Here is a 25712-nt window from a genome sequence, read left to right as displayed (position 1 = left end):
GACATCATGTTTGGCTTCGGCAACAAGCAGGCACAGCGCCGCCAGGGCCCGCGGGGGAGTTTCGACCTCCCGCTGCTCGTGGCCGCGCTCGCGCTCGCCGCGATCGGCGTGGTGATGGTCACCTCCAGCTCGATCGCCGTGGCCGATGGCTCGCACGTGGGCGCCTTCTATTACCTGAAGCGCCACATCGGCTTCCTCTTCGGCGGCTGCATCCTCGCCGGCGTGGCCATGCGCACCGAACTGAAGCTGATCGAAAAGCACAGCACGCTGCTGCTCCTGCTCGGCGTGGTCGGCCTGCTGCTGGTGTTCGTGCCGGGCTTCGGCATGCGCATCAACGGTGCGCGCCGCTGGATCAACCTGTTCGTCACCAGCTTCCAGCCCGTCGAGGCGATGAAGCTGATCCTCGTCGCTTACCTGTCCAGCTACCTGGTTCGCCACCGCGAAGGCGTGGAATACGAACTGTTCGGCGTGGTGAAGCCGATCGCCGTGGCCGGTTTCATCGTGCTGTTGCTGCTGGCCCAGCCCGACTTCGGTTCGGCCGCCCTCGTGGTGGCCACCACCGTTGGCATGGTCTGGCTGGCCGGCGCGCGCATGCGCAACCTGCTCCTGCTGGCGCTGCCGCTGGTGCCGCTGCTGATCTACGCGGCGACGGCCGAGGATTACCGCATCAAGCGCCTCACCTCGTTCCTGGATCCGTGGAAGGATCCGTTCAACGACGGTTTCCAGCTGACCCAGGCGCTGATCGCCGTGGGCCGCGGTGAGTGGCTGGGCGTGGGCCTGGGCTCCAGCGTGCAGAAGCTGTTCTACCTGCCCGAGGCGCACACCGACTTCATCCTGGCCGTGCTGGCCGAAGAACTCGGCCTGGCCGGCATCGCCACCGTCATCGGCCTGTACATCGTGCTGGTCGGCCGTGGCCTGTACATCGGCCTGAAGGGCGTGGAGCTCGGCCATCGTTTCTCCGGCTACGTCGCCTACGGCATCTCGCTGATGCTCGGCTTCCAGGCCATGGTCTCGATTGGCGTGAACCTCGGCGTGCTGCCGACCAAGGGCCTGACCTTGCCGCTGATCAGCTCGGGCGGTTCCTCCGTGCTCATGACCTGCTGCATGGTCGGCGTGCTGCTGCGCGCCACCTTCGAAATCAACCGCGCCGAAGACGCCCGCCAGACGGCGGTGCGCAACCCGGCCACCGCCGTGCCGGTCACCGCCGGAGGCCTCGCATGAGCGGCCCGGTGCTGATCATGGCCGGTGGTACCGGCGGCCACATCTTCCCCGGCCTGGCCGTGGCCGACGAACTGCGTGCGCAGGGCGTGCCGGTGGCGTGGCTCGGTGCCGAGGGCGGCATGGAAACCCGCGTGGTGCCGGCGCACGACATCGCGCTGCACACGGTGAAAGTCGGTGGCCTGCGCGGCAAGGGCATGAAGACCCGCCTGCTCGCCCCGCTGATGCTGGTGCGCGCGCTGTTCGATTCGCTGGCCGTGCTGCGCAAGCTGCGTCCGCGCTGCGTGCTCTCCATGGGTGGCTACGTGGCTGGTCCGGCCGGTGTCGCCGCGCGCCTGGCGGGCATCCCGCTGGTGGTGCATGAGCAGAACGCCGTGGCCGGCTACACCAACCGCAAGCTCGCCGCGTTCGCGAAGCGCGTGCTCACCGGCTTCCCCAACGTGCTGCCCGGCGCGGAGTGGGTGGGTAACCCGGTGCGCGCGGCCATCGCCTCGCTGCCGGCCCCGGCCGTGCGCTTCCACCATCGCGAAGGCGTGCCGCGCCTGCTCGTGCTCGGTGGCAGCCTCGGCGCGCGCACCTTGAATACCAGCGTGCCGAAGGCGCTGGGCCTGCTCGCCGCGCACGGCGTGCTGCCGGACATCGTCCACCAGACCGGTGAGCGCGGCCTGCCCGAAGCCGTGGATGCGTACACCCAGGCCGAAGTGGCCGCCAACGTCGTGCCGTTCATCGACGACATGGCCGGCGCCTACGAGTGGGCCGACGTGGTGGTGTGCCGCGCCGGTGCGCTCACCGTGGCCGAACTGTGCGCCGCCGGCCTCGAAGCCTTGCTGGTGCCGTTCCCGCACGCGGTGGACGACCACCAGACGGCGAACGCCCGCGCCATGGTCGACGTGGGCGGTGCGCGCCTCGTGGCCGATGCCACGCTCAACCAGAACGATTCCCCGGAACTGCTCGCCAAGATGCTCAACGACCTGTTGGCCGACCGCGGGCAGATCCTTTCTGCCGCCAATGCGTCCCGCACGCTGGCCAAACCTGACGCTGCATCCACGATTGCCCGTCACTGCATGGAGGTTTCCGCATGACGACCGGTCGTTTGCGCGCCCACGATGATTTCATGACCTCGTTCCGCCGCGTCCATTTCATTGGCGTGGGTGGCGTGGGCATGAGCGGTATCGCCGAAGTGCTGGCGAACCTTGGTTACAGCGTGTCCGGTTCCGACCGCGCGCCGTCGCCGACCACCGAGCGCCTGGCCAAGCTGGGCGTGGACGTGCGCATGGGCCACGAAGCCGCCAACATCGATGGCGCCGACGTGGTGGTGATCTCCAGCGCGATCCGCAAGGACAATCCCGAGCTGGTCGCTGCGCACGCCTCGCGCATCCCGGTGGTGCCGCGCGCGGAAATGCTCGGCGAGCTGATGCGTTTCCGCCGTGGCATCGCCATTGCCGGCACGCACGGCAAGACGACTACCACCAGCCTCGTCGCCAGCGTGCTCGCCGAAGCCGACTACGATCCGACCTTCGTCATCGGTGGCCAGCTCACCGCCGCCGGCGCGAACGCGCGCCTGGGCACGGGCCAGTACCTGGTGGCCGAGGCCGACGAGTCCGATGGTTCGTTCCTGATGCTCTCGCCGGTGATGGCCGTCGTGACCAACATCGACGCGGACCATCTGGAGAATTACAACGGCGACTTCGCGTTCGTGAAGAAGGCCTTTGCCGACTTCCTGCACCGCCTGCCGTTCTACGGCATGGCCGTGCTGTGCATCGACGACGAAGAGACCGCGAAGCTGGCGCAGGACACCTCGCGCCGCCTGCTTACCTACGGCATCGACAACGCCGCGGCCGACGTCACCGCGACGAACGTGCGCCAGGCCGGCTTCCAGATGCAGTTCGACCTGCACCTGCCGGGCCTCGCCGACGCCGTGGCCGTCACGCTGAACCTGCCGGGCCGGCACAACGTGCAGAACGCGCTCGCCGCGGCCGCCGTGGGCTGGCAGCTCGGCGTGGAGCCGGAAGCCATCGCGCATGCGCTCGCGTCGTTCGAAGGCGTCGGCCGTCGCTTCCATCGCCGCGGCGAGATCGCCCTCGACCAGGGTGCCGCGCTGCTGGTGGACGATTACGGCCACCATCCGCGCGAACTCGCCGCCGTGTTTGCCGCGGCGCGTGGCGGCTGGCCGGATCGTCGCCTGGTCGTGGCCTTCCAGCCGCACCGTTACAGCCGTACCCGCGACCTGCTCGACGACTTCGCCAACGTGCTCGCCGAAACCGACGTGCTGGTGCTCACCGAGGTGTACCCGGCCGGCGAATCGCCGATCGCTGGCGCCGACGGCAAGGCCCTGGCCCGCGCGATCCGCGCGCGCGGCAAGACCGACCCGGTGCTGGTGGACCACCCGCGCGACCTGCGCGCCACGCTCTCCGCGCTGGCCCGCGACAACGATTTGATCCTGCTGCTGGGCGCCGGCGATATCGGCGCCGCGGCGGTTGAGCTTGGCAACAGCGGCAACCTGAGGACGACCAAGGCATGAGCACCACCCGTTTCCCGCGCCGTGTCACCGATGCCGCCGATTTCGGCCGCGTCGCCGTGGTCATGGGCGGTAACTCGGCCGAGCGCGAGGTCTCGCTGAACTCCGGCAAGGGCGTGCTTGAGGCGCTGCGTAGCGCGGGCGTCGATGCCCACGCCATCGACGGTATCCCGGCGCTGCTCGACGCCGTGCGCGCGGGGCACTTCGCCCGTGTGTTCAACATCCTGCACGGTGCGGGCGGCGAGAACGGCGAGCTGCAGGGTGCGCTGCAGTCGCTCGGCGTGCCGTACACCGGTTCCGGCGTGCTGGGTTCCGCGCTGTCGCTGGACAAGGTGCGCGCCAAGCAGGTGTGGATCGCCCTCGGCCTGCCGACCCCGAAGTTCAAGGCGCTGCCGCGCGGTGCCGACGTGCACGCCGCGGCGCGCGAGATCGGTTTCCCGCTGATCGTGAAGCCGGCCTGGGAAGGTTCCAGCGTCGGCATCACGCGCGTGTTCAAGGAAAGTGACCTCGACGCCGCTGTCGACCTCGCCCGCCGTTACCCCGGCGACCTGCTGATGGAAACGCTGATCGAAGGCGACGCGCAGGAAGGTGGTGAGTTCACCGTCGGCATCGTCGGCCGCGAAGTGCTGCCCACCATCAAGATCGTGCCGGCCGGCGAGTACTACGACTACAACGCCAAGTACATCTCGGACGAGACGCAGTATCTCTGCCCCGGCCTGTCCGGCGCGGCGGAAGACGAGATGCGCGCGCTCGCCCTGAAGGCCTTCGACGCCGTGGACTGCTTCGGCTGGGGCCGCGTCGACGTGATGCGCGACCGCCACGGCAAGAACTGGCTGCTCGAGGTGAACACCGCCCCGGGCATGACCTCGCACTCGCTGGTGCCGAAGGCCGCCGCCGCGGCGGGCCTGGATTACCCGGGCCTGTGCTGGCGCGTGCTGGAAACCTCCATGGAACGGGAGGCTGCGAAGTAATGAAAGGAGCCGCCGCCACGCGGATCGTCGCATGGGGAATCGCCATCACCTTGGTGGCGCTCCCTATCGTGGGCGTGATGCAGGGCTGGTTTGCCGCCGGCCGCTGGCCGGTGACCCAGCTGAAGGTGGAGGCGGAGTTCACCCACGTGAGCGCCGAACAGATCCGCAGCGCCGTGATCCCGCGCCTGGGCAAGGGCTTCTTTGCCACGGACCTGGAAGACGTGCGCCGTTCGATCGGCGTGCTGCCGTGGGTGGAGTCGGTGGAAGTGCGCAAGCGCTGGCCGGATACGCTGCTGGTGCGCATCTACGAGCGCGAACCGTTCGCCCGCTGGAACGAAGCACGCCTGATCAGCCGCCAGGGCCAGGTGTTCGACGCGCCGGGTGCCGACCAGATGGGCGACCTGCCGCGGCTGTCGGGCCCGGATTCGCGGCTGGCCGAAGTGGTGAGCTTTTATGCGCAGGTGCGCAAGGCGTTCGAGGGCAGGGCAGGCATGTCGGTCACCGGCGTGTCGCTCACCAATCGCGGCAGCTGGAGCGTGATCACGGACAGCGGCGCGGAGATCGTCATTGGCGATCGCGAACAGGCCGACCGTCGCCTTGCACGGTTTTTGGATGTGTACCCGCAACTCATTGCCGGTCATCGTGGCGGTTTCGCCTACGCCGACCTGCGTTACACCAACGGATTCGCCATCCGGTGGCCGCCATCGGACAACACGGCCACCCCCAAGGTCGGAACCTGAGTTAGAACATGAGAAACAAGAACGACAAACAGCTCGTCGTCGGCCTCGACATCGGCACCTCCAAGGTGGTCGCCATCGTGGGCGAGTACGAGCCGGGTGAACCGATCGAAGTGATCGGCATCGGCACCCACGTGTCGCGCGGCATGAAGCGCGGCTCGGTGGTGGACATCGAATCGACGGTGCACTCCATCCAGCGCGCCGTGGAAGAGGCCGAGCTGATGGCCGGCTGCGATATCCGCTCGGTGTACGCCTCGATCAGCGGCAGCCACCTGGAAACCCGCAACTCGCACGGCACCGCGGCCATCCGCGACCGCGAGGTGATGGTGGGCGACCTGGAGCAGGTACTGGAAGCCGCGAGCGCCGTGGCCATCCCGGCCGACCGCAAGGTGCTTTACAAGGAATCGCAGGAATACCGCATCGATGGCCAGGACGGCATCCGCCATCCGGTGGGCATGAGCGGCGTGCGCCTCGAAGCCAGCGTGCACCTGGTGACCGGTGCGGCGAGCGCCGTGCAGAACATCTCCAAGTGCATCCAGCGCTGCGGCCTCTCGGTCGACGAGCTGGTGCCGGCGGCGGTGGCCAGCGCGAAGTCCGTGCTGACCGAAGACGAACTGGAACTCGGTGTGTGCCTGGTCGACATCGGCGCCGGCACCACCGACATCGCCATCTACACGCAGGGTTCGATTCGCTACACGAAGTCGCTGCCGGTGGGCGGTGACCAGGTGACGAACGACATCGCGTATGGCGTGCACACACCAACTGCTCACGCGGAAGAGATCAAAATCAAATACGCGTGTGCGCTGGCCCAGCTTGCCCATGCGGAAGAAACCATCCAGGTGCCGAGCGTGGGCGACCGCCCGCCGCGCCGCCTGGCCCGCCAGGCGCTCGCGCAGTCGGTACAGGCACGCTATGAAGAAATCTTCGAGATGGTGCAGGACGAACTGCGCCGCTCGGGTTACGAAAGCCTCGTGGCTGCGGGCATCGTGCTGACCGGCGGTGCGTCGCGGATGGAAGGGGCGCTGGAGCTGGCGGAAGAAATCTTCCACAAGATGGTTCGCGTCGGCGTGCCCCAGCACGTCTCCGGCCTGGGCGACGTGGTGTCCACTGAATTGCATTCCACCGGCGTGGGCCTTCTGCTGCACGGCGCGCGCGCCACGGGCAGCACGCGCCACAGCAATTCGCCGGTCGGCAATGTCGGCAGCGTCGTCGAGAAGTTCCGTAGCTGGTTTACCAAGAACTTCTAAAACACAAACTCATTCATCGGTGCCCGAAGGAAGGGGGCGCCGGGGCAAACGGAAGGCCCACTACCCATGGTCGACAGGAGTCGCCCACGGGATACAAACCAAAATAACTACAAGTTCTGCGGAGGACGGGAAATGTTTGAACTGATCGAAAAACTGGCACCGAATGCGGTCATCAAGGTCATCGGCGTGGGTGGTGGCGGCGGTAACGCCGTGGCCCACATGGTGAACTCCAATATCGAAGGCGTGGAATTCGTCGTCGCCAACACGGACGCCCAGGCCATGAAGACCTGCGGTGGCCGTACGCACCTGCAGCTCGGTGGCAACGTCACCAAGGGCCTGGGCGCGGGCGCCAATCCGGAAGTGGGCCGCCAGGCCGCCCTGGAAGATCGCGAGCGCATCGAAGAAATGCTGGAAGGCGCCGACATGGTGTTCATCACCTGCGGCATGGGCGGTGGCACCGGTACCGGCGCTGCGCCGGTGGTGGCACAGCTGGCGAAGGAAAAGGGCATCCTGACCGTCGCCGTCGTGACCAAGCCCTTCCCGTTTGAAGGCCGTCGCCGCATGCAGGTGGCCCTGAAGGGCATCGAAGACCTGCAGCAGCACGTGGATTCGCTGATCACCGTGCCGAACGAGAAGCTGCTCTCGGTGCTGGGCCGCGAAGTGACCCTGCTGAACGCCTTCAAGGCGGCCAACGACGTGCTCCTCGGCGCCGTGCAGGGCATCGCCGACCTGATCACGGCCCCGGGCCTGATCAACGTCGACTTTGCCGACGTCCGTACCGTAATGAGCGAGATGGGCATGGCGATGATGGGTTCGGGTACCGCCCGCGGCGACGACCGCGCGCAGGCTGCCGCCGAGTCCGCCATCAACAACCCGCTGCTGGAAGACGTGAACCTGGCCGGTGCCTGCGGCATCCTGGTCAACGTCACGGCCGGCCCGAACCTGACCATGCGCGAGTTCGACGAGATCGGCCGCGTGATCCACGACTTCGCTTCCGAAGACGCGACCGTGGTGATCGGCACCTCGCTCGACCCGGACATGCAGGACGACGTCCGCGTCACCGTCGTGGCCACCGGCCTGAACCGCGGTACCGCCGCGGCCAAGCAGCCGGTCCGCCAGCCGGTGCAGCAGCAGGTGGAAATGCGCCAGCGTCCGCGTCCGGTCGTGCTGCGCACGGGTACGGGCAACGAAGTGGTCGATTACGCCCACGCCGATCCGGTCCCGTCGGTCCGCAGCGAGCCGGCCCCGGCCGCCAAGACCGCCGAGCCGGCGATCGATTACCTGGATATCCCGGCCTTCCTGCGTCGTCAGGCTGACTAAGCGGCACTCACGCCATACACCAGGCACGTTAAGGAAGACGTGGGGTCGAGCCCGGCAAGACGCCGGGCCGCCCGGGTGCCCCGCCGCTGTTCCCGTCCGGGCGGCGGGGCACCTTCGTGCCCCCGACGGGAAGACATGAACCAAAGCGGCATGCTTCAGGTCAACCTGAGGCCCCCGCAGGCGTTAGTGTCTCCGTACAAATGAGAACCGATCTCACCAAAAACTGAAGGCCCGGTGAAAGCTGGGCAGAACTGTACTGGCCGGTTTGTTTATTCCGAGGTTAAGACTGTGTTAGCATCTTCGCCACACCTGGCTGCTGCCACCAAGGTTTGACCCATCATGATCAAGCAGCGCACTCTTAAGAACGTCATTCGCGCCACCGGCGTCGGCCTTCATACGGGCGACAAGGTATACATGACGCTCCGCCCCGCGGCCCCTAATACGGGCATCGTGTTCCGCCGCACCGACCTCAACCCGCCGGTTGAGCTGAAGTCGCGCCCGGAAAACGTGGGTGACACCCGTCTTTCCACCACGCTTATGAATGGCGAGGTCCGCGTATCCACGGTCGAGCATCTGCTCTCGGCGATGGCGGGCCTGGGCATTGATAACGCGTACGTCGACCTGTCGGCACCTGAAGTGCCGATCATGGACGGCAGCGCCGGCCCCTTCGTGTTCCTGATCCAGTCCGCTGGCATCGAGGAGCAGGAAGCCCCGAAGCGTTTTATCCGTATCAAGAAGCCGGTCGTGGTTCGCGACGGCGACAAGTGGGCGAAGCTCGAGCCGTTCGACGGCTTCAAGGTGGGCTTCTCGGTCGAATTCGACCACCCGCTGTTCAACAAGCGCAATTCGCAGGCCGAGATGGATTTCTCGACCACGTCGTTCGTCAAGGAAGTCAGCCGCGCCCGCACCTTCGGTTTCATGCGTGATATCGAAGCGCTGCGCGAGCGCAACCTGACCCTGGGCGGTTCGATGGACAACGCGGTGGTGCTGGATGACTACCGCGTGCTGAACGAGGATGGCCTGCGTTACGACAACGAGTTCGTGAAGCACAAGATCCTCGATGCGATCGGCGACATTTACATGCTGGGTCACAGCCTCATCGGTGCTTACTCGGCGCATAAGTCGGGCCACGAGTTGAATAACAAGCTGCTCCGCCAGTTGATGGCTGATGTGGCGGCGTGGGAAGAGGTGAGTTTCAAGGACCCGGCCAAGGCGCCGATTTCCTACGCCCACCCGGCGCAGGCTGTCTAAGCCTCCTGGTTTCCAGCTGTTTGGAAAGGCCGCGAGCAATCGCGGCCTTTTTTTTTTGCGTCTGCGTGAAGGCTCGCCTTCGGCATCGCGTCGGCGCTCGGAGGTGATCGCCATGGAGCCCTGGGCGCCCACCCTCGCTGCTCAGACAACGCTCTGCGTTCGAAAAGGAGAGCCGCTACGCGGCTGGTTTTCCTATTGGCCTACGGCCGCGAACCGGTGGCTGGGCGGGGGTTTTCGACACGACATTCCCTGTCGTGGCGAAAACGGTGGGCCCTCCATGGCCCACCCCCTGCGGGCCTGATCCTTCCAGCCCCCTCGCGACACTAAACTCGCCTCGAGGGTGGGCGCCCAGGACTCCCTCCAGCACCGAGGTTTCGTCCCGGAAAGCAACCGCCCGCACGTTGGCAGCCACGGCCACCATGATTTGCGGCGCTGTTCCCCAAGGAAATCCAACCCTGCGTTCCTTCGCGACGGCCAGAACGTCGCCGGCGTTGGCCTTCCGTCACGTATCGACACGGATGAAGAGAGTCCTCGGTGCCCACCCTCGAGGCGAGTTCGCGGAGGCGAGGGGGCTGGAAGGATCAGGCCCGTAGGGGCGCGGCCATGGAGGGCCGCGCGTTTTCGTCACGGCAGGACGCCGTGTCGAAAACCCCCGCCCAGTCACCGGTTCGCGGCCGTAGGCCAAATTAGGAAAACGGCCGCGTAGCGGCCCTCCCTGTCGAACGCTGGAGTCGATGTCTGAGCAGCGAGGGTGGGCACCGAGGGCTCTACTGCGACCACGTCCGGGCGCCAACGCGATGCCGAAGGCGAGCTTGCCGTCCGCTAAGTAGCCCTACGTAACGTCTTAACGGGCACTGCGCGAAATCGGCGGTACACCCGTCACGATCGTGAACTTTACGTGCACTTTAGGTGTTCCTTGCCATCATGCGTGCTATAAAGTCCGCCCACCGGCAGACATGCGGTGGTACTTACGCATCGGCAAGGGTCGACGTAAGTGACGGATTACTCGGGCTTATCGGCCACGTCGGCCAACCCAAGGAAGAGATCCCGCAACGTGGGATCGGAGAGTGACGCCGCGGCAGCCCTCAGGTGACGGGCCGCCCCGGCGGAAAGCGGTTTGAGCGGGTCGGGGGCGGGTTCCTCGACCGGCAGGGGGGCCACTTTCACGGCAACCGAGTAGGCCCTTGTGCCGATGGCACGAGCCGCTTCAAGGATCTGCGCCTGGTAAAGGCGCACCCGGGAAGCCCAGGCCGACGAGGGCGCAAGGAAGACGAGCCGGCCGTCGCGAATGTCCGCAAAGCGGACGTGGTCTCGCAACGGCGCAGGTAACGTCGCGCGCAGCTGGCGGTCCAGTGTGTCGAGCTCGCGGGCCTTATGGGCCAGCTTGGCGACAGGCCCGACGTCCGCGATGGACTTCAGTCCACGCGTAGGGCGGCGGGATGGCTGGGACGGCGGTGGCATTTAGACCGGCTGAACTTATTCGATGAAGTAACGATGCAGATCATACTCGTACCACGTGGCCATAAAGGCCCTAAAACGCTCGACCTGGCCTGCCGGCGCATGCGCTGCAAGGTCGCCGCGATGGCCGTGGCTGGTGCCGTTGGCCTGGCCGGCATGGGTGCCGCGCTGGCGCTGGCTATCGCTGGCCCGAGCCACACCGCCGCCGCGCCGCAGGGCAGTGCGGATGCCCGCGTCGCCAGGATCCAGGCCGATGCCCAGCGCGATATCGATGCCCTGGCCGTGAAGCTCGGCCAGCTCCAGGCCCAGTCGGTGCGCCTCAATGCCCTTGGCGAGCGCCTGACCCAGGTCGGCAAGCTCGACGACGGTGAGTTCAATTTCGACGAAGATCCCGGCCAGGGCGGCCCGGAACTGACCACGGGCAAGGATGAAGGCGCGATGGCGCCGGCGGCCCTGAACCAGGGGATCGACGACCTGGCGGGCCAGTTTGACGTCCAGCAGGCCCAGCTCCAGGCCCTGAACGACCTGCTGCTGGACCGCAAGATCGAGTCCAGCCTGCGCCCCACCGGCATGCCGGTGAACGGCTACATCTCCTCCTTCTTCGGTGGCCGCCCGGACCCGTTCAGCGGCCACAGCGCCCGCCACACGGGCATCGATATCGCCGCGCCCACGGGGACGCCGGTCACCGCGGTGGCCGAGGGCATGGTGACCTTTGCCGGGCTGCGCAACGGCTACGGCGACGTGATCGAGATCGACCACGGTAACGGCTACATGACCCGCTACGCCCACAACAGCAAGCTGGTGGCCACCGTGGGCCAGCGCGTCCACGTGGGCGACGTGATCGCCCGGGCTGGCTCCACCGGCCGCTCGACCGGCTCCCACGTCCATTTCGAGGTCTGGTACCACGATCGCGTGGTAAACCCGCTGGCCTTCGTTCGCAGCCACCGCTGAGACGGCCTTGAATGGCGGCGCCGCGCCGCCATTAGAAGGAAAGATGAGGGACGCCCGTAGTATGATCGTCCCTTCGTGCCGGTCGGGTTCGCGCCCTACCGCCATTCCCTTTTGTTTCAGATCCGGATGATCGATGTTCAATCGTGCCCTGACGAGTATTTTCGGCAGCCGTAACGACCGCGTGCTGCGCGACCTTTCCAAGACGGTCAAGCGCATCAACGCCTTCGAGCCGGAGTTCGAAAAGCTTTCCGACGACGCCCTGCGTGGCAAGACCGACGAGTTCCGCCAGCGCCTTGCCGCCGGTGAAACGCTGGACAAGCTGCTGCCTGAAGCCTTCGCGGTCACCCGCGAAGCGGCCAAGCGCGTGCTTGGCATGCGCCACTACGACGTACAGATGATCGGCGGCATGGTCCTGCACATGGGCCGCATCGCCGAAATGCGCACGGGCGAGGGCAAGACCCTGGTCGGTACGCTGCCGGTGTACCTCAACGCGCTTGAGGGCAAGGGCCTGCACGTCGTGACCGTCAACGACTACCTGGCTCGCCGCGACTCGGCGCAGATGGGCAAGCTGTACAACTTCCTCGGCCTCTCGGTCGGCGTGGTGTACCCGGGCATGGACCACGCGGACAAGCGTGGCGCCTACGCGGCGGACATCACCTACGGCACCAACAACGAGTTCGGCTTCGACTACCTGCGCGACAACATGGCGCTCAGCCGGGACCAGCGCTACCAGCGCGGCCTGCACTACGCCATCGTCGACGAAGTCGATTCGATCCTGATTGACGAAGCCCGCACCCCGCTGATCATTTCCGGCCCCGCCGAGGATTCCCCGCAGCTGTACATCGCGGTGAACAAGGTGGTGCCGCACCTCACCCGCCAGGAAACGGAAGACGGTGCCGGCGATTACTTCGTCGACGAGAAGCAGAAGCAGGTGCACATGTCCGAAGAGGGCATGGAGCACGCCGAGCAGGTGCTGCGCCAGGCGGGTGTCATCGAGCCGGACAGCGGCCTGTACGATTCGAAGAACCTGGCCGTCGTCCACCACATGAACGCGGCGCTGCGTGCCAACGCCATCTACCAGCGCGATGTGGATTACATCGTGCGCGACGGCGAAGTCATCATCGTCGACGAGTTCACCGGCCGCACGCTGGCGGGCCGTCGCTGGTCCGATGGCCTGCACCAGGCGGTGGAAGCGAAGGAAGGCGTGCCCATCCAGCGCGAGAACCAGACGCTCGCCACGGTGACGTTCCAGAACCTGTTCCGCATGTACAAGAAGCTGGCCGGCATGACCGGTACGGCGGATACCGAAGCGTACGAGTTCCAGTCGGTGTACGGCCTGGAAGTGGTGGTGATCCCCACGCACAAGCCGATGGTCCGCAAGGACAACCCGGACATGGTGTTCCTCGGCCCGGACGCGAAGTTCAAGGCCGTGATCGCGGATATCAAGGAATGCTTCGAGAAGGGCCAGCCGGTGCTCGTCGGTACGGCGTCCATCGACGTCTCCGAACTGGTGTCCGGCCTGCTGAAGAAAGAGCGCATTCCGCACGAAGTGCTGAACGCGAAGCAGCATGAGCGCGAAGCGCACATCGTGGCCCAGGCCGGTGCGCCGGGCTCGGTGACCATCGCCACGAACATGGCCGGTCGCGGTACGGATATCGTGCTGGGCGGCAGCCTTGAAGCGGTGCTGGCCGCGCTGCCGGCGGAAGCGACCGATGCCGAGCGCGCGACGATCCGTGCCGAGTGGACCAAGCGCCACGAGCAGGTGCTCGCCGCGGGTGGCCTGCACATCATCGGTACCGAGCGTCACGAATCGCGACGCATCGATAACCAGCTGCGTGGCCGTTCGGGTCGCCAGGGCGATCCGGGTTCGTCGCGCTTCTACCTGTCGCTCCAGGACAGCCTGATGCGCATCTTCGGCGGCGAGCGTATCGGCCGCTGGATGCAGATGTTCGGCATGAAGGATGACGAGGCGCTGGAAGATCGCCTGATCACCCGCCAGATCGAAAAGGTGCAGCGCAAGGTCGAGCAGCACAACTTCGACATCCGCAAGAACCTCCTCGACTTCGATGACGTCGCCAACGACCAGCGCAAGGTGATATACGCGCAGCGTGACGAACTGCTCGAAGCCGAAGATATCTCGGACATGGTCCGCGATATCCGCCAGGACGTGATCGAAGGCCTGGTGCGCCGCTTCGTGCCGGCCGACAGCATTGACGACCAGTGGGATATCCCTGGCCTCGATCGCGAGCTGGCCAGCGAGCTCAACGTGCGCCTCGATGTCGCCCATTGGCTGGAAGGCCGCAAGGAAGCCGACGCCGAAGCGATCATGGACCACGTGCGTGAAGCCGTGGACCAGGCGTTCGCCGAGAAGGAAGCGCAGGTGGGTGCCGAGACGATGCGTTCGCTCGAGAAGCACGTGATGCTTTCCGTGGTGGACAACGCCTGGAAGGAGCACCTGTCGAGCATGGATTACCTGCGCCAGGGCATCTACCTGCGCGGTTACGCCCAGAAGCAGCCGAAGCAGGAGTTCAAGCGCGAGTCGTTTGAGCTGTTCTCGGAAATGCTCGATCGCATCAAGGCCGAAGTGGTGCAGATGCTCGCCCGCATCCGTATCCGCAGCGAAGAAGAAGTCGCCGCGATGGAAGCCGAGCAGCAGCGCTCGGCCGATGCCCAGCGCCTGCAGTTCCAGCACGCGGACGCACAGGCGGTCGGCGCGGCCAGCGGCGCCCTGGCGGACTCGGTCCCGACCACGGTGGCCGAAGGCCCCAAGGTCGGCCGTAACGATCCATGCCCCTGCGGCTCTGGCAAGAAGTACAAGCACTGCCACGGCCAGTTGAGCTGACCAAAGAAAAACCCGCCTCACGGCGGGTTTTTTTTCGCTACGTCACTGTAAAAAAAAGTACGGCCGGAGCCCGTTTTGTAAAGAAAAGACAGCCGCTGTACAAAAAAAGCGTCTAATCGGGAGCGATGTAGGGTTTTCTGAGTGCGTCAGTCCCCGCCGCCCTTGGGCTTTTGCCGGTGTGGCTCGGCCTGCACGGTGATGTATTGCGGCTCTTCGCTGTCCAGGCGCATGGCGGTCAGCTGGCCGCCCCACACGCAGCCGGTGTCGATGGCGTACACGCCGAGGCCGGCGAAGCGACCCAGGGCGGACCAGTGCCCGCAGACGATCTTCGTTTCGCGCTTGCGCATGCCCGGCACTTCGAACCACGGGTACATCCCCGGCTTCTGCGTGCCCGGCACGCCCTTGCCTTCGAAATCGATGCGGCCGTTGACGTCGCAGTAGCGCATGCGCGTCAGGGTGTTGATGGTGGCGCGGTGGCGTTCCACGCCCTGCAGGCGGTTGGTCCATGCCGGCGGGCGGTTGCCGAAGAGGTTCTTCAGCAGGCGCTGGTGGCGGGCGCTGCCGAGCTCGCGTTCCACTTCCATGGCGGCGCGCTGTGCCTGGCGCAGCGTCCACAGCGGTGCGAGGCCGGCGTGGATCATCGTCCAGCCGAGCGCTTCGTCGTGGTGCAGCAGCTTCTGCATGCGCAGCCACTCGAGCAACACCGGTGCGTCCTCGGCGAACAGCACTTCGCGCAGCTCGGGGTTCACCCGTTGCTGGGCGTCCTCGCGGCGCTGGCCGATGGCCAGCAGCGAGAGATCGTGGTTGCCGAGCGTGATGATGCTGCGCTCGCGCAGCGAGTGGATCAGCCGCAGCGTGGCGAGCGATTCGCCACCGCGGTTGACTAGGTCGCCGCAGAACCAGAGCTGGTCGGCGGCCGGGTCGAAACGGATCTTCTCCAGCAGGCGCTGGAGTTCGGGGTAGCAACCCTGGACGTCGCCAATGGCATAGACGGCCATCAGGTTGCTCGCTTCATGTCGCCCTGCCAGGCGTTTGCGCTATCCATGCGTAGTCCTAGTGCAGCGTGCGGGGAATGGAGAGGACGAACGCCGGGATGGGCGTGTCGAAGTGCGTGCCGTCGTCAGCCACCATCCGGTAGCTGCCTGCCATCGTACCCACCGCGGTTTCGAGCACCGCGCCGGACGTGTATTCGTAGGTGTCGCCGGGGCGCATCCAGGGCTGTTCGCCCACGACGCCGTCGCCACGCACTTCTTCCACCTTGCCGTTGGCGTCCGTGATCACCCAGTGCCGCGCGACCAGCTGCGCACCCGTGTCGCCCGCGTTGCGCAGCGTGATCGTATACGCGAACACGTAGCGGTTATCGCCGGGGTGGGACTGGTCGGGTACGAAGCGGGTTTCGACCTCCACGTCGATCGTGTAGGGGGTTTTCGAGTTCATGCGGGGATTGTGTGGGACACGGAGGGGGTGGGCAAGTATGCCCGTATCCTGTTCAGGTCGCGTTTGCGAGCTTGACGAAATCCCCGGGCGCGAGCGTCTCAGCGCGGGCCCGCGGGTCGATGCCGAGTTCACGGATGGTGGCTTCGTCGACAAGGCCCTTCAGCGTATTCGCCAATGTCTTACGCCGCATGGCGAACGCGGCCTTCACGACGGCGTGGATTTTCGCCGGATCGGCCTTCGGCAGCTGCTCGGCCGGAAGCGGCACCATGCGCACCACGGCGGAATCCACCTTCGGCGGCGGGCGGAATGCCCCCGGCGGCACCGTGAACAGCGGGGTCACCTTGCACACCAGCTGGAGCATGACGCTGAGCCGGCCGTACACCTTGCTGCCCGGCTCGGCCGCCATGCGGTCCACCACTTCCTTCTGCAGCATGAAGTGCATGTCCTGGATGGCCGGGGCGTGCTCCACGCAGTGGAAAAGGATGGGGCTGGAAATGTAGTAGGGCAGGTTGCCGGCGATGCGCAGGCGCTCCGCGCCCAGTTCCCTGGCCAGGGCCGTGAAATCCACCTTCAGCACGTCCGAATGCACGATGCGCAGTTCGCCGATGGGCGCCGCGCGTTCCTGCAGGCCGGGGATGAGGTCGGTATCCAGCTCGATGGCGGTGAGCTTCTTCGCCACCGCGAGCAGGGGCAAGGTCATCGCGCCTTCGCCCGGGCCGATCTCGACGACGGTGTCGCCATCCTTCGGGGCGATGGACGAGACGATGCGCTCGATGTACCGCTTCTCGTGGAGGAAGTGCTGGCCGAAGCTTTTCTTGGGGCGTGCGTTCATACGGTGGCCCGCTGGCGGGCAAGCTCAATGGCAAGGCGCGTCGCGGCGAACAGGCTGGCCGGGTTGGCCTGGCCGGTACCGGCGAGGTCCAGGGCGGTGCCGTGGTCGACGGACGTGCGGATGAAGGGGAGGCCCAGGGTGACGTTGACCGTGCGGTCGAACGCCTCGCTCTTGAGCACGGGCAGCGCCTGGTCGTGGTACATCGCCAGCACCGCGTCATAGCGCGGGCGCATGGCGGGCACGAAGGCGGTGTCGGCGGGCAGCGGGCCGCTGAGGTCCATGCCGCCGGCGCGCAGGCGCTCCAGCAGCGGAATGATGGTGTCGATCTCTTCGCGGCCCATGTGGCCGTCTTCCCCCGCATGCGGGTTCAGGCCGAGCACGGCGATGCGCGGGGAGGCCAGGCCGAAGTGCTGGCGCAGGGCGTCGTGGACGATGCGCAGGGTGCGTTCGAGCAGGGCCGGCGTGATCGCGGCCGGCACGGCCGACAGCGGCAGGTGCGTGGTGGCCAGGGTCACCCGCAGCTCCGGGCTGGCCAGCATCATCACCACCTCGGCACCCGCGCGTTCGGCGAAAAACTCGGTGTGGCCGCTGAAGGAGATGCCGGCATCGTTGATGCTCGCCTTCTGCACCGGGCCGGTGACGACCGCATCGAATCTGCCGTCGAGGCAGCCGTCCGCGGCGATGCCGAGCATGTCGAGCACGTGGCGGGCATTGGCGGGGTCGGGACGGCCGAAGCGCACCGGCGCGCCCAGCGGCACGTGGCGCACCCGGAGGTGTCCGGCGGGGCGGTGCGTGCGGCGGCTGCCGTCGTCATCGGCGAGGTGCAGCGCGAGGCCACAGCGGGCGGCGGCCTCGGCCAGCAGGTCGCGATCGGTGATGGCGACGAGGTCGGCGGCCAGGTCACTGGCCGCCAGGCGGGCGAGGAGTTCGGGACCGACCCCGGCAGGCTCACCGGCGGTGACGGCGAGCCGTGGCAGGGTGGTCTCGTTCATGCCGTTACTTCGCGGCCGAAGCCTGCTTGTCGTCCGGATCCTTGAGTTCCGGCACGCGGATGTCGACGAAGGCCTGCGAACGCTGCTCGCGTAGGAAGTTCTCGTAGGCTTCGTCCGCCTTGCGGTTACCGATGGCCTGGCGGGCCTGGTTACGCTGCGATTCGTCGGTGACGTCGCTCTGGCGGGTACCGATCAGCTGCAGGACGATCCAGCCGGCGTCGGTCTGGAACGGCTTGGACACCTCGTTTTCCTTCAGGCCGTCGAGCTGGCCGGCAATGGCCTGGCCCCACGCGTCCTTCTGGAACCAGCCCATGTCACCGCCGGCGTTGGCCGTGGTGGTGTCCTTCGAGTCGTCCTTCGCGATCTTGGCGAAGTCTTCGTGCTTGTCGGCCACGCGGGTGTAGATGTCCTGCGCCTTCTTCTCGGCCTGCTCCGGGGTCACGATTTCGGAGGGCTTAATCAGGATCTGGCGGGCGTGGTACTCGGTGACGACCTGGCGGCCCGGCTGGCGGGTTTCCACCAGCTTGAGGATGTGGAAACCGGTGGGGCCACGCAGGGCCGCCGTGGTTTCGCCGGCCTTGAGCGACGACACCGCGTCGGCGAACGCCGGCGGCACTTCGTCGAGACGGCGCCAGCCCAGGTCACCGCCCTCGAGCGCGTCGGGTGCGTCGGAGTAGCGGATGGCCGCGGCGTTGAAGTCCATGCCGCCCTTGATGGCCTTGATCGCTTCGTCCGCCTTGGCCTGCGCCTGGGCGATATCGCCGGCGCCGCCTTCGGCAGGCGTGCTGACCTGGATATGGGCCAGGTGCACTTCGCCGGCCTTGTAGGTCGGGCTGGCGAGCAGGTTGTTCACTTCGGCGTCGGTGACCGTCACCTGGTCGCGCACGACGCTCTCATGCAGCTTCTGGGTCAGGAGCTGGTCGGAGAGCTGCTGGCGGAAGGAGGCGAACGGCATGCCGTCCTGCTCGACCGCGGCGCGCAGCTGTTCCGGCGACATCTTGTTCTGCTGGGCCACGTTGGCCACCGCGGCATCCACGTCCTGGTCGGTCACGTGGATGTTCTGGTCGTTGGCCTTCGCCACCTGGATTTTCATCAGGATGAGGCGATCCAGCACCTGGCGGGCCAGGACGTCCTGCGGGGGCAGCTGGCCCGGGTTGTTGGCGTACTGCTTGACGATGGCGTTGATCGCCTCGTTCAGCTCGCTCTGCAGGATGATGTCGTCATCCACGACCGCCACGATGCGGTCGAGCGAGCCATTGCCCACGGCGGCGCCACCGGCCTGGGCCGGCTGGGCCTGGGGCATGAGCTGGGCGTGGGCGGTAGGCACGGCCGCCACGAGGGCAGCGGCGAGCACGGAATAAGCGAGGATCTGCTTCATCGAATAGGGAGCCCGGGGCGCCTGCCCCACTTATTGATAGCCAAGGATAGCACGCCGCAGGTACTCGCCCGACTGAGGGTTCAGTGAGCCTAGTCCCTTGAATTCAAGCTCAAACATGATCGCGTTGTTCGTCCGGCGGGTGTAATCCTGGACGTAGTGGCGGCCAAGGATGCGGAAAGCCACGCAGCAGCTGTCGTATTCGACACCCGCGGTCGCTTCCAGGGTCCGGTGCGAGAACGCAAACGTGGTGAACCTGAGACCGTCGGCGGTCACCGGCACGATGTCACGGCGGGCAAAGACCCACCGCGCCAGGGCGCGCCAGCGTTCCGACACGGGGTAGACCACGGAGGTGTCGAATTGTTCCATCACGTTCCGGCGGTACCGGTACGAGAAGTTGAAGACGCCGTCGCCCTTGATGCGGCGCTGGAACTGGACGGTGGCCAGGTCGGTATCGTGGCCCTGCAGGCCGCCCAGGCCCGTATCCGGATTGGGATAGACGCGCTGCTTGTCGTTGGGATTCCACTGGTACGAGCTGTTCACGCGCCACTTGTCGTTAAGCTGGATGGCGAACTGGGCCACGTAGTCGGAACCGTTGTAGTCCGTCGGCAGCGTGCCCGGGGTGATCTGCACCTTCTGGTCGCTGAGATAGCGGATCTGGCCCACGCTGGCCGAGACGCGCTCCACGCCGTTGTCGTCGAGGAAGCGCGTGGTGAGGGCCGCCGTGACGTTGTTGGCATCCATCTGGCGGTCGGCGCCGGCAAAGCGGTTCGTCGTGAACAGCTGCCAGAAGTCGAACGACATCTCGTTGGTGTCGAACAGCGGCAGCTTGTCCTGGTTACGGTACGGCACGTACAGGTAGTAGATGCGCGGCTCGAGGGTCTGCGTGTAGTCCGAGCCGAACAGGTGGGTCGAGCGGTCGAAAATCAGGCCCGTGTCAAAGCTGGCGATGGGTACCGAGCGCGTCGGGGTGCGGTCGGGAAACGTCGATTTGTAGTCGCCGTTCTGGAGCTGGTAGCCCGTGTAGCGATATTCCAGCCGGGGGCGGGCGAACCAGAATGGGCCGCCAAAGTCGCCCGCCACGTAAGGAGCGAGATCAAGGCGGTTGCCGTCGAGCTGGGTTCCGTTGGGTACCCGGTCGGTTTTGCGGAAGGCCACGGCTTCCGAATCGACGCCGACGTCCAGCCACGAGTTGACAGGTATTTCGGAGGTGAACGTACCGCGCGGCCAGCGCTTGTACGGCTCGACGTAGTTGGGCAGGCCCGGATCCACGTTCTGGTAGTCGTCGACGCCGAGCGCCGCATTCCAGTACTTGCCGCCTTTCGCGATGTAGACGCTTGAGGACAGGATGCCGACGGCCGAGGTGTAGAGGTCGTTGCCGAAGTCGCGGAAATACTCGTTATCCGAGGCGCGATTGATGCTCGCACCCAACATGAAACCATCACCCAGCGCCGTCGAGTTGGTGATCTTGACGAGATAGCGCTGGTCGGAATTGCCACGGTCGCCGTAGGCGAAGTCCGTATCGGTCCCCTTGTCCTTCGCCATGTAGTTGACGTCGAACACGCCGTTCGACCGCGGCGTGAGGTAGCGGAACTCGACGCCGAGCATGGCGCCGCGCTCGGTGTAATAGCTGGGCGTGATCGTCGCATCGTAATTCGGTGCGAGGTTCAGGTAGTACGGAAGCGTCAGGTACGTACCCGAATGGCTGGACGAGCCGAAGGTCGGATACAGGAAGCCGCTCTTGCGCCGGTCATCCAGCGGGAACGTGAAGTAGGGCAGGTACATGAAGGGCACGCCCTTGAAGCGCATCGTGCCGCTCCGGGCCACGCCCACGCCCGTGTCCTTGTTCAGGTCCACCGTCTTGGCGCGGAATTCCCACTGGTGCTTGCCCACGTCGCACGTGGAATACGTGGCCATGCGCATGCGGCCATGCATCGGGTCGGTGACCTTCGCGTGGTCGGCCACGCCGTTGCCGCGCGACTGCAGCAGCTGGTACGTGACGTTGTCCGCGTCGCCCTGGTTGGGCGTGGTCGTGCCGGTCATGCGGTCCGCACGCAACAGCATGCCCGCTTCCTGGTAACGCACGTTGCCCTTCGCGTCATACGCGGTGGAGTCGGCGTTATAGGTGACGTCTTCGGCCTGGAGCACCTGGTCCGCGCGCTGCAGGCGCACGCCGCCGGTCATGTGATACAGGTTGGGCTCGGGCGTCTCGACCTTCACGCCCTCGGTGCCGTTGATGTTCGACACGGTGTCGGTGGTGGCCGTATTGCGCAGCGTGGTGTCCTTCGTGACCGTCGGGTCGTAGAAGTCCAGGTTGGCATTGGGGCTGCACTGCAGGTAGCTCACCGGGCGCGGGGCGCACATGAACGAGCCGAGCTTGCAGGTTTCCACCGGGGCCGCGGGCGTCGCACCTGCGTTAGGCGTGGACTGGGCCTGGGCTTGCATGGCGGCGCCGGTGACCACGAGGGCGACGGCGGTGGCCAGCAGGCGGCGTTTAGGCAGGATGCTGATGCGTGGCGTCACAGGCGGGGTCTTGTCCGTTCGAAAGGCGGCCAACTTAGCAGAATCGCCGCCCGCATCGCACGATGGCACTCCACGCATGAGCTCGAACCCCTGGCGAGGGCGCGGCGGTGATCGCCGGGCCGGTGCCCTTGAGCTTACACCGCCGGCTTAGCCGCGCGGGCGCCGCTCGTGCTGCCAGAGCACCTCGCCGTGGCCGCTGTGGCGGGCCAGCACGCGGGCGAGCACGAAGAGCAAGTCTGAAAGGCGGTTCAGGTAACGCTGTGCTTCCGGGCGCACCGCTTCCTCCCGGCCCAGCGCCACGACCTCGCGTTCGGCGCGGCGGCAGACGGTGCGGGCGAGGTGGCAGGTGGATGCCGCCATGCCACCGCCGGGCAGGATGAAATCCTTCAGGGCGGGGAGGTCGGCGTTGAAGGCGTCGAGCACGGTTTCCAGATGGTCGATGTCCTTGCCCTGGACCATGGCCATGCCGGGGATGCAGAGCTCACCGCCCAGGTCGAACAGCTCGTGCTGCACCTGGACGAGCACCTCGCGGATGGCATCGCTCACGCCGTCGCAGGCGATGACCATGCCCAGCGTGCTGTTGAGCTCGTCCACGGTGCCGTAGGCCGCCACCCGCAAGGAGTCCTTGCCGGTGCGGCTGCCATCGCCGAGGCCGGTACTGCCGTCGTCACCGGTGCGCGTGTAAATCTTCGAGAGTCGGTTACCCATGGGCCGATTCTAGCGTGCGGCGGCCCGCCGCACCCACGGCGCGTGCACCTTGCGGCGTTATCATTCGCGGATGAGCCCTGCATCCCCCATCCTCATCGTCGGCGGCGGCCTGGTCGGCGCCAGCCTCGCCATCGCGCTGGACACCGCCGGCATTCCGGCCACCCTCGTGGAGGCCGCCGCGCCGCGCGTGGGCGACCAGCCCAGCTACGACGAACGCAACCTGGCCCTGGCACGGGCCACCGTGAACGGGCTGGATGCGATCGGCGTGTGGGACCTGGCCCGCCAGCGCGCCACGCCCATCACGCACATTCATACGAGCCGTGCCGGCGACTTCGGCAGCGTGCGCATGGATGCCGCCGCCGAAGGCGTGGATGCGCTGGGCTGGACCCTGCCCGCCCGCGAACTGGGCGAAGCCCTGCTGCGCCGCCTCGACGCCTGCCGCCACCTCACCCGCCTGGCGCCGGCGCGCGTGGAGGGGATCGAAGCGACGGAAACCGGCTGGCTGGCCACGATCACCGGACCGGAGGGTACGCAGCAGGTGGCCACCCCGTTGCTGGTCGGCGCCGATGGCACCCTCTCCGGCATTCGCTCGCAGCTGGGCATCGGCACGCGCGAACACGATTACGCCCAGGCACTGTTCGTCAGCACGATGACGCCGGAACGCGACCCTGCCGGGCGCGCGTTCGAGCGCTTCACCGACGACGGCCCGGTCGCGGTGCTGCCGCTGGCCGAACGCCGGGTCGGTGTCGTGCTGACCGTGGCGGCCGAACGGGCCGACGAGGTGGCGGCCATGGACGATGACGCGTTTGCCGCGTTCGCCCAGGAACGGTTTGGCTGGCGCCTCGGCCGGCTGTCGCGGCCGGGCAAGCGCGTGCCGTACCCCATTCGGCGCGTGGCCGCCGAGGTCCTGGCCGGCCCCCGCGCCGTGCTGGTCGGCAATGCCGCGCAGACGGTGCATCCCATCGGTGCGCAAGGCTTCAACCTGGGCCTGCGCGACGCGCTGACGCTGGCCGAGCTGGTGGCCGCCGGTGGCGACCCGGGCGCGCCGGCCCTGCTGGCGGAGTACGTCCGCCGGCGGACGCCGGATCGCGATGGCACCATGGCGATGAGCCATGGCCTCGTCCGCCTGGCCTGCCTCGATCAACCCTTCCTCGGCCCGCTGCGTTCGCTGGCCATGCTGGCGCTGGATCGCGTGCCGCCGCTGCGCCATGCGTTGTCCCGGCGCGGCATGGGTTTCCGCGCCAATGCGCCGTTCGCCGTGCGGGAGAAGACGCCGTGAGCGATGCCTGGAACACGGAATCGCCGCGTCGCCGTGGTGCCTTGCTGGATGTAGCCGTCGTCGGCGGCGGCATGGTCGGCGCGGCCGCCGCGCTGGCGCTGGCGCGGGCGGGCTTCAGCGTGGCCCTGGTGGATGCGCGCGAACCGGCGGCGTGGGCCGTCGCGCATGAAGTGGATCTGCGCGTCGTGGGCCTGGCGCCGTCCTCCATCCAGTTGCTCGACCAGCTCGGTGCCTGGGGCCGCATTCGCGACGCGCGCGCCTCTGCGTACGAACGCATGGTGGTGTGGGATGCCGAAAACGGCGCCACGCTGCATTTTGATGCGGCGGATGAAGGCCGTGACGTGCTCGGCTACATCGTCGAGAACAACCTCGTGCAGTCCGTGCTCTGGCATGCGCTGGATGACGCCGGCGTGCGACGCGTGGTGCCCGCGGAAGTCACCGGCTACAGCATGCGCGAAGACCGCGCGCAGCTCGAACTGGGCAACGGGGACGTGCTCTCCGCCAGGCTCGTGGTGGCCGCTGATGGCGCTGAATCGCCGCTGCGGGCGATGGTCGGCATCGGCACGCACGGGCGCGACTATGCGCAGCGCGGCATTGTCGCCCACGTCGGCACGGCGCGCCCGCACGAGCGTACGGCGTGGCAGCGCTTCCTGCCCGGCGGCCCGCTGGCGTTCCTGCCGCTGGCTGACGGCCGCAGCTCCATCGTCTGGTCCCTGCCCGATGAAGAGGCGAAGCGGGTGCTGGCGCTGGATGACGAGGGTTTCCGCGAGGCACTGGGTATTGCCAGCGATTTCCGTCTCGGCCCGATCGAAAGCGTGACTTCGCGCGCGGCGTTCCCTTTGCGACTGAAGCTGGCCGATCGCTACGAAGTGGGGCGCCTTGTCCTGCTGGGTGACGCGGCCCACGCCGTGCATCCACTGGCGGGGCAGGGCGTGAACCTCGGCCTGCGTGACGTGGCCGAACTGCGCGATACGCTGGTCGATGCCCGTGCGGAGGGACGCGACTTCGCCGCGACCCATGTGCTGCGCCGCTATGCCCGGCGCCGGCGCAGTGCGGACGAACTCGACGCGCGTTCGTTCGACGCGCTGTCGCGCATCTACAACTGGCAGGCCGCGCCCCTGGTGGCCGCCCGCGGCCTCGGCGTGCGCATCCTCGATCAATGGAGCCCCCTCAAGCGCAAGCTCGCCCGCCACGCCGCCGGTCTGTAGGAGCGCGCTCCTACAGCGGCTATCCTCTGGCCACTAACCCAGGGAGAACGCCGATGCGCCGCAGCTTGCTTGCCTTGTCACTCCTCATCATGGGCGCGGGCAGCGCCCACGCCGCCATGGTCGCCAAGCCGGTCCAGTGGACGGAAAACGGCGTCACCTACAAGAGCTTCCTCGTCTACGACGATGCGGTGAAGGCAAAGCGTCCGGGCCTGGTCATGGTCCCGAACTGGTTCGGCATCAATGACATGGCCGTTGCCAAGGCCAAGGACATTGCCGGCAAGGATTACGTGATCCTGCTGACCGACATGTACGGCGGCGATATCCGCCCGAAGAACGCCGACGAGGCGGGCGTGGCCGTGAAGCCGCTGTACGGCGATCGCAAGATGATGCGCACGCGCGTCAGCCGTGCCTTCGACGAACTGAAGGCCCAGGAGAAGAACGCGCCGATCGACCCGGCCCGCCTCGCCGCCATCGGCTTCTGCTTCGGTGGCTCGGCCGTGCTCGACCTGGCCCGCACCGGTGCGGACGTGGCGGCGGTGGTCACCTTCCACGGCCTGCTCTCCGACGACTCGAAGCTCGGCTCGAACCTGCATGCGCACGTGCTGGCGCTCAACGGCGCGGACGATGCCAACGTGCCGCCGGAGCAGCGCGCGGCGTTTGAAGCTGAAATGCGTGCGGCGAAGGTGGACTGGGCCTCGGTGGACTACGGCAATGCCGTGCATTGCTTCACCGAAAAGGAAGCCACGGACGCCACCGGCAATTGCCGCTATGACGCCAAAGTGGCTACCCGTGCCTACGCGGCGATGAAGGCCTGGCTCGCCGAGGCCTTCAAGAAGTAAGCGCGT

At 66.9% G+C, this 25712-nt stretch carries 21 protein-coding genes; 13 read left to right on the top strand and 8 right to left on the bottom strand.

Going from position 1 to position 25712, the window contains the following annotated elements; translation table 11 throughout:
• Positions 1-6 precede the first annotated feature (6 nt).
• The 8 genes from ftsW to lpxC all read left to right on the top strand — a co-directional run bounded on the left by ftsW (position 7) and on the right by lpxC (position 9262).
• The gene (gene ftsW, locus FIV34_RS17390) at positions 7-1221 is read left to right on the top strand and encodes a putative lipid II flippase FtsW (RefSeq protein WP_139984782.1); all 1215 of its coding nucleotides are present in this window, start codon (positions 7-9) and stop codon (positions 1219-1221) included.
• Positions 1218-2300: an undecaprenyldiphospho-muramoylpentapeptide beta-N-acetylglucosaminyltransferase gene (gene murG, locus FIV34_RS17385; protein ID WP_139984781.1), complete on the top strand. Its 1083-nt coding sequence runs from the start codon at positions 1218-1220 to the stop codon at positions 2298-2300. The genes ftsW and murG overlap by 4 nt, the downstream gene beginning before the upstream one ends.
• A complete protein-coding gene (murC, locus tag FIV34_RS17380) occupies positions 2297-3739 on the top strand; it encodes a UDP-N-acetylmuramate--L-alanine ligase (protein WP_139984780.1) in 1443 nt (480 codons plus the stop codon). The genes murG and murC overlap by 4 nt, the downstream gene beginning before the upstream one ends.
• The gene (locus FIV34_RS17375; protein WP_139984779.1) at positions 3736-4707 is read left to right on the top strand and encodes a D-alanine--D-alanine ligase; all 972 of its coding nucleotides are present in this window, start codon (positions 3736-3738) and stop codon (positions 4705-4707) included. The genes murC and FIV34_RS17375 overlap by 4 nt, the downstream gene beginning before the upstream one ends.
• Positions 4707-5447: a cell division protein FtsQ/DivIB gene (locus FIV34_RS17370; protein WP_139984778.1), complete on the top strand. Its 741-nt coding sequence runs from the start codon at positions 4707-4709 to the stop codon at positions 5445-5447. The genes FIV34_RS17375 and FIV34_RS17370 overlap by 1 nt, the downstream gene beginning before the upstream one ends.
• Positions 5448-5455: 8 nt before the next feature.
• A complete protein-coding gene (gene ftsA, locus FIV34_RS17365) occupies positions 5456-6691 on the top strand; it encodes a cell division protein FtsA (RefSeq protein WP_139984777.1) in 1236 nt (411 codons plus the stop codon).
• Between the two features lie 132 nt (positions 6692-6823).
• Positions 6824-8011: a cell division protein FtsZ gene (ftsZ, locus tag FIV34_RS17360; RefSeq protein WP_139984776.1), complete on the top strand. Its 1188-nt coding sequence runs from the start codon at positions 6824-6826 to the stop codon at positions 8009-8011.
• Positions 8012-8350: 339 nt separating this feature from the next.
• Positions 8351-9262, top strand: coding sequence for a UDP-3-O-acyl-N-acetylglucosamine deacetylase (lpxC, locus tag FIV34_RS17355; RefSeq protein WP_139984775.1), 912 nt, complete (start codon positions 8351-8353; stop codon positions 9260-9262).
• 1002 nt (positions 9263-10264) lie between these two features.
• Here lpxC and FIV34_RS17350 read toward each other — a convergent pair.
• Positions 10265-10723, bottom strand: coding sequence for a DciA family protein (locus tag FIV34_RS17350; protein WP_139984774.1), 459 nt, complete (start codon positions 10721-10723; stop codon positions 10265-10267).
• A 33-nt stretch (positions 10724-10756) separates the two neighbouring features.
• Between FIV34_RS17350 and FIV34_RS17345 the strand changes: the two genes are divergently transcribed.
• A complete protein-coding gene (locus tag FIV34_RS17345; protein WP_139984773.1) occupies positions 10757-11671 on the top strand; it encodes a M23 family metallopeptidase in 915 nt (304 codons plus the stop codon).
• A 133-nt stretch (positions 11672-11804) separates the two neighbouring features.
• Complete coding sequence (secA, locus tag FIV34_RS17340; protein ID WP_139984772.1) at positions 11805-14513, top strand: preprotein translocase subunit SecA; 2709 nt, start codon at positions 11805-11807, stop codon at positions 14511-14513.
• Positions 14514-14659: 146 nt separating this feature from the next.
• Here the strand turns inward: secA and FIV34_RS17335 are convergent, their stop codons facing one another.
• The 7 genes from FIV34_RS17335 to FIV34_RS17305 all read right to left on the bottom strand — a co-directional run bounded on the left by FIV34_RS17335 (position 14660) and on the right by FIV34_RS17305 (position 22380).
• Entirely contained in the window at positions 14660-15511 is an 852-nt protein-coding gene (locus FIV34_RS17335) for a symmetrical bis(5'-nucleosyl)-tetraphosphatase (RefSeq protein ID WP_139984771.1), read from the bottom strand.
• 55 nt (positions 15512-15566) lie between these two features.
• Positions 15567-15950 carry a Co2+/Mg2+ efflux protein ApaG gene (apaG, locus tag FIV34_RS17330; RefSeq protein ID WP_139984770.1) on the bottom strand — a complete coding sequence of 128 codons (384 nt, stop codon included), beginning with the start codon at positions 15948-15950 and terminating at the stop codon, positions 15567-15569.
• A 52-nt stretch (positions 15951-16002) separates the two neighbouring features.
• Positions 16003-16782, bottom strand: a complete 780-nt coding sequence (rsmA, locus tag FIV34_RS17325) for a 16S rRNA (adenine(1518)-N(6)/adenine(1519)-N(6))-dimethyltransferase RsmA (RefSeq protein WP_139984769.1) — start codon at positions 16780-16782, stop codon at positions 16003-16005.
• A complete protein-coding gene (gene pdxA / locus FIV34_RS17320) occupies positions 16779-17774 on the bottom strand; it encodes a 4-hydroxythreonine-4-phosphate dehydrogenase PdxA (RefSeq protein WP_139984768.1) in 996 nt (331 codons plus the stop codon). The genes rsmA and pdxA overlap by 4 nt, the downstream gene beginning before the upstream one ends.
• A 4-nt stretch (positions 17775-17778) precedes the next feature.
• Positions 17779-19152: a peptidylprolyl isomerase gene (locus FIV34_RS17315; protein WP_139984767.1), complete on the bottom strand. Its 1374-nt coding sequence runs from the start codon at positions 19150-19152 to the stop codon at positions 17779-17781.
• 30 nt (positions 19153-19182) lie between these two features.
• Complete coding sequence (locus FIV34_RS17310; protein WP_139984766.1) at positions 19183-21672, bottom strand: LPS-assembly protein LptD; 2490 nt, start codon at positions 21670-21672, stop codon at positions 19183-19185.
• A 147-nt stretch (positions 21673-21819) separates the two neighbouring features.
• Positions 21820-22380: a cob(I)yrinic acid a,c-diamide adenosyltransferase gene (locus FIV34_RS17305; RefSeq protein ID WP_139984765.1), complete on the bottom strand. Its 561-nt coding sequence runs from the start codon at positions 22378-22380 to the stop codon at positions 21820-21822.
• A gap of 70 nt (positions 22381-22450) precedes the next feature.
• Between FIV34_RS17305 and ubiH the strand changes: the two genes are divergently transcribed.
• The 3 genes from ubiH to FIV34_RS17290 all read left to right on the top strand — a co-directional run bounded on the left by ubiH (position 22451) and on the right by FIV34_RS17290 (position 25706).
• Positions 22451-23659 (top strand): 2-octaprenyl-6-methoxyphenyl hydroxylase, encoded by a 1209-nt coding sequence (gene ubiH / locus FIV34_RS17300; protein WP_139984764.1) that lies wholly within the window; start codon positions 22451-22453, stop codon positions 23657-23659.
• A gap of 71 nt (positions 23660-23730) precedes the next feature.
• Positions 23731-24867, top strand: coding sequence for a UbiH/UbiF/VisC/COQ6 family ubiquinone biosynthesis hydroxylase (locus FIV34_RS17295; RefSeq protein ID WP_139986057.1), 1137 nt, complete (start codon positions 23731-23733; stop codon positions 24865-24867).
• Between the two features lie 53 nt (positions 24868-24920).
• Complete coding sequence (locus FIV34_RS17290) at positions 24921-25706, top strand: dienelactone hydrolase family protein (protein WP_139984763.1); 786 nt, start codon at positions 24921-24923, stop codon at positions 25704-25706.
• Positions 25707-25712 lie beyond the last annotated feature (6 nt).

Source organism: Luteibacter pinisoli (assembly GCF_006385595.1).
In the GTDB taxonomy this organism is placed as follows: Bacteria; Pseudomonadota; Gammaproteobacteria; order Xanthomonadales; family Rhodanobacteraceae; genus Luteibacter; species Luteibacter pinisoli.
Note: the sequence above shows the minus strand (reverse complement) of the source record. Positions and strands in the feature narration are given on the sequence as shown.

Coding starts and splice junctions, on each gene's coding strand:
- FIV34_RS17350 (WP_139984774.1), bottom strand. CDS start 10,723: ATGCCACCGCCGTCCCAGCCATCCCGCCGCCCTACGCGTGGACTGAAG.
- ubiH (WP_139984764.1), top strand. CDS start 22,451: ATGAGCCCTGCATCCCCCATCCTCATCGTCGGCGGCGGCCTGGTCGGC.
- lpxC (WP_139984775.1), top strand. CDS start 8,351: ATGATCAAGCAGCGCACTCTTAAGAACGTCATTCGCGCCACCGGCGTC.
- rsmA (WP_139984769.1), bottom strand. CDS start 16,782: ATGAACGCACGCCCCAAGAAAAGCTTCGGCCAGCACTTCCTCCACGAG.
- secA (WP_139984772.1), top strand. CDS start 11,805: ATGTTCAATCGTGCCCTGACGAGTATTTTCGGCAGCCGTAACGACCGC.
- FIV34_RS17315 (WP_139984767.1), bottom strand. CDS start 19,152: ATGAAGCAGATCCTCGCTTATTCCGTGCTCGCCGCTGCCCTCGTGGCG.
- FIV34_RS17375 (WP_139984779.1), top strand. CDS start 3,736: ATGAGCACCACCCGTTTCCCGCGCCGTGTCACCGATGCCGCCGATTTC.
- FIV34_RS17370 (WP_139984778.1), top strand. CDS start 4,707: ATGAAAGGAGCCGCCGCCACGCGGATCGTCGCATGGGGAATCGCCATC.
- pdxA (WP_139984768.1), bottom strand. CDS start 17,774: ATGAACGAGACCACCCTGCCACGGCTCGCCGTCACCGCCGGTGAGCCT.
- FIV34_RS17345 (WP_139984773.1), top strand. CDS start 10,757: ATGCAGATCATACTCGTACCACGTGGCCATAAAGGCCCTAAAACGCTC.
- ftsA (WP_139984777.1), top strand. CDS start 5,456: ATGAGAAACAAGAACGACAAACAGCTCGTCGTCGGCCTCGACATCGGC.
- ftsZ (WP_139984776.1), top strand. CDS start 6,824: ATGTTTGAACTGATCGAAAAACTGGCACCGAATGCGGTCATCAAGGTC.
- ftsW (WP_139984782.1), top strand. CDS start 7: ATGTTTGGCTTCGGCAACAAGCAGGCACAGCGCCGCCAGGGCCCGCGG.
- FIV34_RS17290 (WP_139984763.1), top strand. CDS start 24,921: ATGCGCCGCAGCTTGCTTGCCTTGTCACTCCTCATCATGGGCGCGGGC.
- FIV34_RS17305 (WP_139984765.1), bottom strand. CDS start 22,380: ATGGGTAACCGACTCTCGAAGATTTACACGCGCACCGGTGACGACGGC.
- FIV34_RS17295 (WP_139986057.1), top strand. CDS start 23,731: ATGGTCGGCGCGGCCGCCGCGCTGGCGCTGGCGCGGGCGGGCTTCAGC.
- murC (WP_139984780.1), top strand. CDS start 2,297: ATGACGACCGGTCGTTTGCGCGCCCACGATGATTTCATGACCTCGTTC.
- murG (WP_139984781.1), top strand. CDS start 1,218: ATGAGCGGCCCGGTGCTGATCATGGCCGGTGGTACCGGCGGCCACATC.
- FIV34_RS17335 (WP_139984771.1), bottom strand. CDS start 15,511: ATGGCCGTCTATGCCATTGGCGACGTCCAGGGTTGCTACCCCGAACTC.
- apaG (WP_139984770.1), bottom strand. CDS start 15,950: ATGAACTCGAAAACCCCCTACACGATCGACGTGGAGGTCGAAACCCGC.